6 protein-coding genes are annotated in these 5,054 nt (G+C 54.3%); all 6 read left to right on the forward strand.

The features are described 5' to 3' along the window. The first annotated feature begins 132 nt into the window (after window positions 1–132). The 6 genes from KVP70_RS32855 (at window position 133) to KVP70_RS32880 (ending at window position 4,769) form a co-directional block, all read left to right on the forward strand. Complete coding sequence (locus KVP70_RS32855) at window positions 133–600, forward strand: FTR1 family protein (RefSeq protein ID WP_229225256.1); 468 nt, start codon at window positions 133–135, stop codon at window positions 598–600. A gap of 169 nt (window positions 601–769) precedes the next feature. Then, window positions 770–1,204, forward strand: coding sequence for a hypothetical protein (locus KVP70_RS32860; protein ID WP_217946633.1), 435 nt, complete (start codon window positions 770–772; stop codon window positions 1,202–1,204). 50 nt (window positions 1,205–1,254) lie between these two features. Further along, window positions 1,255–2,931, forward strand: a complete 1,677-nt coding sequence (locus tag KVP70_RS32865) for a cbb3-type cytochrome c oxidase subunit I (protein WP_217946635.1) — start codon at window positions 1,255–1,257, stop codon at window positions 2,929–2,931. Further along, window positions 2,931–3,527 (forward strand): cbb3-type cytochrome c oxidase subunit II, encoded by a 597-nt coding sequence (locus tag KVP70_RS32870; protein WP_217946636.1) that lies wholly within the window; start codon window positions 2,931–2,933, stop codon window positions 3,525–3,527. The genes KVP70_RS32865 and KVP70_RS32870 overlap by 1 nt, the downstream gene beginning before the upstream one ends. Before the next feature lie 11 nt (window positions 3,528–3,538). Next, window positions 3,539–4,135, forward strand: coding sequence for a c-type cytochrome (locus KVP70_RS32875; RefSeq protein ID WP_217946637.1), 597 nt, complete (start codon window positions 3,539–3,541; stop codon window positions 4,133–4,135). Next, window positions 4,107–4,769 carry an SCO family protein gene (locus KVP70_RS32880; protein WP_217946638.1) on the forward strand — a complete coding sequence of 221 codons (663 nt, stop codon included), beginning with the start codon at window positions 4,107–4,109 and terminating at the stop codon, window positions 4,767–4,769. Before KVP70_RS32875 ends, KVP70_RS32880 begins: the two co-directional genes overlap by 29 nt. Window positions 4,770–5,054 lie beyond the last annotated feature (285 nt).

Genomic DNA, 5,054 nt, shown 5'->3' on the forward strand with positions numbered 1-5,054 from the left:
GCGTTGAGGCTGTCTTGCTGGGCTGCTGAAGTGCTAATTTGATGCTTTCGGTTGTGCATATTGGGGACCTACCGCTGTACTCTAAATTAATCGGGTAGGTGTCTCAAGTTATATTGGCACAGAGGGGGCGGTATGGCTGCGAAGCTCGGTGTCTTTTTGTTTGTCCTTTTGATGATCGGCCGCGAAGGTGTCGAAACCGCCACCATATTGGCCACAATCGCGTCCTCCGCTAATCTTCGAAGCTTGCTTACTGGTGGACTGGTCGGTACCTTTCTAGCAGCCCTACTTTCCTTAGCTTGGACACGATTCGGTAAAAGAATAAATCTCGGAAAATTCCTCCAAGCGACGACAGTCTTTATGATTCTCTTTTCGATTCAGCTTGTGATATACGCGTTCCACGAATTTACTGAGGGTGCCGTCATTCCAGGTATCGATAACGCCCACTGGCACGTCGTCACCGAGCCATATGGACCCGACGGCGTGTACGGAGCGTGGCTTTCATATAGCTTGGTCCTCATTCCGCTGCTGTTTTTAGGGGTCTCGTTCGTGAACGTGCCCAAGCTAGTAGCCCGCTTCTCAGGCGCGTTGCGCAGTTCATGAGATGTCCGTTCCATGTGCGCCAAAAGGTCTGGAAATGCCAGCGATGCGGTTAGTGGGGACGGCGAGAGTTGATTGTTGTCGACTTTTAATGTAGTATTTTAAATGCTTTTTATTGCATTTGTGCGGGAATATACTTACCATCGTCTAAGGTAAGTCAGCGGAGAAAGAGATGAATCTGAATTTGGCTAACATTCTCATTGCAGCACTTTGGGCAGACTTGGTACTTGGAATTTCGTTTGTCGCGCAACCCGCCAAGTTCTCCACCCCAGGCTTGCCCCGACCAATCGCGCTCGCGGCGGGACGGCAAATGTTCCGAGCAATGCACGTTGCAGAGAGCGTTATTGCCGTGTGCGCAGTTGTCGTGTTGATGCTGTCTAAGCATACTCAGCCTTGGCCGATCTTCTTCGCCGTAACCATTCTCGCCACTCAGATCGCTGTACTGATGCCGCCGCTGTCCAAACGCGTTGACGCCCGCCTATCGGGCGTTGAACTGCCGAAGAGCGCGTGGCATGCCATATTTGGTGTCACCGAGGTCGCCAAATTTGCGCTGCTGCTTGCGGCGGTTATTCTGCCGTCGATGCACGGAATGGCGGCGTTCCCCTAAGTACCTTTTATCCAGAAAATGTAGTTCAACCTAAAACATAACGGCCAATCATGGATACAGTAACAATTCTCCTGTCTTCTTTCGTCCTGTCGATCACCGGCCTCTTCGTTTTTATCTGGTCGTTAAGAAAGCGGCTCTTCGACACCACGGCTGCGGCTGCGAACGTGATCTTCTCCAAGGGTGAGATCGGTCGCGGCGAGGAACCATCGGCTACAGCCGAGCAGCTGGCCGGCCTGCGGTTAAAGGTTCCTGGCCAAACTAGCCCTGCCCTATCTGCGGCTCAGGAAGCTGACTTGCAGCGCGAATTGCAGGAGCGAGTTGAAGCGGATCGTTCGACGGCATTCGTGTCTTTCGTGTTCCTCTCATGCGCTGTTGTTTGGCTGGTGGCTGGCTCCCTCGCCGGCCTGACTAGCTCCATCAAACTGCACGAGCCGGATTGGCTTGTGCAGCAGGCTTGGCTGACGTTCGGACGAATTCGAACTATCCATCTCAACATCATCGCATATGGTTGGGCTCCGATGGCAGCATTCGGCATCGCGAACTGGCTGCTGCCGCGTCTGCTTAAGACCCCGTTGATTGGAGGACGGTTCGCAATCCTTGGCTGTATGATCTGGAACGCAGGTCTCATCGCAGGCGTTGGCTGTATTGCGGCGGGGATTAGTGATGGCATGGAGTGGCTTGAGATTCCGTGGCAAGTCGACATTTTGATTGTCATCGGTGGCGCCCTGATGGGCCTTCCATTGGTCTACACGCTGCAGGCACGCAAAGTCGATCACCTGTATGTGTCCGTCTGGTACATGGGGGCGGCGTTGTTCTGGTTCCCAATTTTGTTCCTCATAGCCAACCTGCCGGCGGTTCATTTCGGCGTAGAGCAAGCGACAATGAACTGGTGGTTCGGGCACAACGTGCTAGGCTTATTCTATACGCCGATGGCGCTGGCCTCCGTGTATTATTTCCTGCCGAAGATCATTGGCCGCCCAGTGCAGTCTTACAATCTGTCCCTACTAGGCTTCTGGACCTTGGCCTTCTTCTACGGCCAGGTTGGCGGACATCATTTGATCGGTGGCCCTGTGCCCGCTTGGCTCATCACGCTTTCGATCGTTCAAAGCATGATGATGATCATCCCGGTGATTTCGTTCTCAATCAATCAGCACATGACGATGCGAGGCTACTTCTCCAAGCTCATTTACTCGCCAACTCTACGTTTTATCGTCTTGGGTGGAATGATGTACACACTCAGCTCACTGCAAGGATCGTTTGAAGCCCTTCGCGCTGTGAGCACCGTCGCGCACTTTACTCACTTTACGGTCGCGCATGCACACCTTGGGCTGTACGGTTTCTTCACGATGGTGATGTTCGGCTCAATTTACTTCGTGATGCCCCGGGTAATGTCATGGGAATGGCCGTACCCAAGTCTGATTGCCGCCCATTTCTGGCTGGTGGTGTTCGGCTTCTCTATTTACTTTATCGGACTCTCTATCGGTGGTTGGCTCCAAGGATTGGCAATGCTCGATGCAGCCAAGCCTTTCATGGAGTCTGTGAAGGTGACTATCCCGTATTTGCAGAGTCGTTCAGTCGGTGGCGCCATTATGACCTTGGGGCACCTGGTTTTCGCAGGCCACTTTGTCGCGATGATATTGCGCTATGGTCCAGCACGTACCGGTGCCGCCCTCCTGCACACTAGCGCCACCAAGGCGGCCACGAATGAATTTGCAGGAGCCCGATAATGCATGACGAACTCAAATTACTTAGTGGCGCCATGGTGACGTTAGCGCTCGCAACATCCGCGCTCGTGGTTGTCCCATTTATGCAGCTCAAAGGGCTGGAGCCCCCCAAAGACCTCAAGCCCTATACCTCTGCTCAGCTGCGCGGTCGCGAAGTGTATATCAAAAACGGCTGTATTTACTGCCATTCTCAGCAGCCCCGCGACAAATCGCAGGCTCCCGACGACAAGCGCGGTTGGGGTCGCGCTTCAGTCGCCGGCGACTACTCGTACGACAAGCCTCACCTGCTTGGCACGATGCGTACGGGTCCTGACCTCTTCAATATCGGCGTGCGCCAGCCAAGCCAAGACTGGCATTTGGGACATCTGTACCAGCCCCGTGCCTACACGCCTGGTTCTATCATGCCATCGTACCCGTTCCTCTTCGAGGTCAAGGAAAAGGCCGATCCGGGCGACCGACAACTGACCCTGCCACCCGGCTATAACCCTCCAGGGAAGATTGTCGTGGCAACGCAAGAAGTGCTCGACTTGGTGACGTACCTTCAGGGCCTGGACCATACATACCCGGTGTTTGAAGCCACCGAAACGAAAAAGAAATAAGAGGAACTCATATGATCGAGCAGCCAAAGCACGACGCACGAGAACGCGAAAATCCAGATCCGCACGAGAAGAACCGACCAATCCCGCGCCTCGTTCTTATCGTGGTATTAGGCGTATTGGCTTGGGCTGTCGGCTATATCGTGCTCACTCAGCGCGACGATGCGCCCGAGCTTGGCGACCACCGTACGCTGGCGACTCTGCAGGGCAAGCCCGCCGGTGCAGGCGTCGTAGCTGACGGCGCACAGGTATACTCGGCCAACTGCGTTGCGTGTCACCAAGCTACCGGCGCCGGGCTGCCTGGAGTATTCCCACCACTCGCAGGCTCCGAATGGGCACTAGCGGCCGATAAAGTCCCGGTGAACATCCTCCTGCATGGGATCGCCGGCAAGTTGACCGTCAAGGATGTAGCGTACAACGGCCAGATGCCTGCATTTAAGGACAAGCTTAGCGATGCAGAAATCGCAGCGGTCCTCAGCTATGTAAGAAGCAATTTCGGTAACGGTTCCGGCAAGATTAGCGCTGATATCGTTAAAGCCGAGCGTGAGGCTGGCAAAGATCGAAAAGACCCCTGGAACGGTGATGAAGACCTCAACAAGCTCAAGCAGTAGCGAGACCAAAGCGCCGCTGCTGACGCTGGCAGCGACTTCCCTCGTGGCCATATTCGGTTGTGCCGCGCTGTACCAGGCGACGATGGGTTTCCAGGTAGTCTCAACTGAAGACGGTCGGAGGCTTGAGATTGAAAGGGAACCTCGTTCCGTCCCATTTGCTGCGCTCGACTGGCCATCGAGGCCGCTGCTAGGCGATGTGCTTAGCAATGACGGGCGTGTGACTATCGTGTCGTTCATCTACACAAGCTGCACTGCTATTTGTTCCGTACTTGGGAATGAGTTTCAACAGATGCAGGAAACAATCCGCGCTCGAGGCCTACAGGACAAAGTGCGGCTCATGAGCATCAGTTTTGACCCGCGAGATGACGCGCAGCAGTTGCGTGCTTATGCCATACGGCAGCATGCAGACCGGACCATCTGGAATTTTGCCGGTATCCCGGATGGAAGCCAACGTAAAGCAGTCCTCGACACCTTTGGAGTTGTTGTCGTGCCCGCGCCGCTTAGCGAGTATGTGCACAATGCCGCATTCCATGTGGTCGGCCCCAGCGGTCGCTTGGAAAAAATTGATGACTACGACAGTCCTGACCGGGCTTTGGCTGATGCAGTGGCCATGTATGACGCGGACCGAAAATGAAGAGTCACATTTTTTCATTGAGTGTTCGGATAGTTTTCGTGATAGCGGTTCTGCTAGCTGTCATTGTCTCTTCGCCTTGGCTCGAATCATCGATGGCTCGGCACATGCTCGTCCTATTGCCTCTTTTGGTGTCTATGGGATGGATGGCAGTTGGATTGCCCCTCTGTGCCAATATAACTTGAGACACCTACCCGATTAATTTAGAGTACAGCGGTAGGTCCCCAATATGCACAACCGAAAGCATCAAATTAGCACTTCAGCAGCCCAGCAAGACAGCCTCAACGC

The organism is Duganella violaceipulchra (assembly GCF_019166075.1).
GTDB classification, from domain to species: Bacteria; Pseudomonadota; Gammaproteobacteria; order Burkholderiales; family Burkholderiaceae_D; genus Rugamonas; species Rugamonas violaceipulchra.

What these genes read in the sequence shown, in the direction of transcription:
- KVP70_RS32860 (WP_217946633.1), top strand. Translation starts at nt 770, where the DNA reads ATGAATCTGAATTTGGCTAACATTCTCATTGCAGCACTTTGGGCAGAC.
- KVP70_RS32865 (WP_217946635.1), top strand. Translation starts at nt 1,255, where the DNA reads ATGGATACAGTAACAATTCTCCTGTCTTCTTTCGTCCTGTCGATCACC.
- KVP70_RS32855 (WP_229225256.1), top strand. Translation starts at nt 133, where the DNA reads ATGGCTGCGAAGCTCGGTGTCTTTTTGTTTGTCCTTTTGATGATCGGC.
- KVP70_RS32870 (WP_217946636.1), top strand. Translation starts at nt 2,931, where the DNA reads ATGCATGACGAACTCAAATTACTTAGTGGCGCCATGGTGACGTTAGCG.
- KVP70_RS32875 (WP_217946637.1), top strand. Translation starts at nt 3,539, where the DNA reads ATGATCGAGCAGCCAAAGCACGACGCACGAGAACGCGAAAATCCAGAT.
- KVP70_RS32880 (WP_217946638.1), top strand. Translation starts at nt 4,107, where the DNA reads ATGAAGACCTCAACAAGCTCAAGCAGTAGCGAGACCAAAGCGCCGCTG.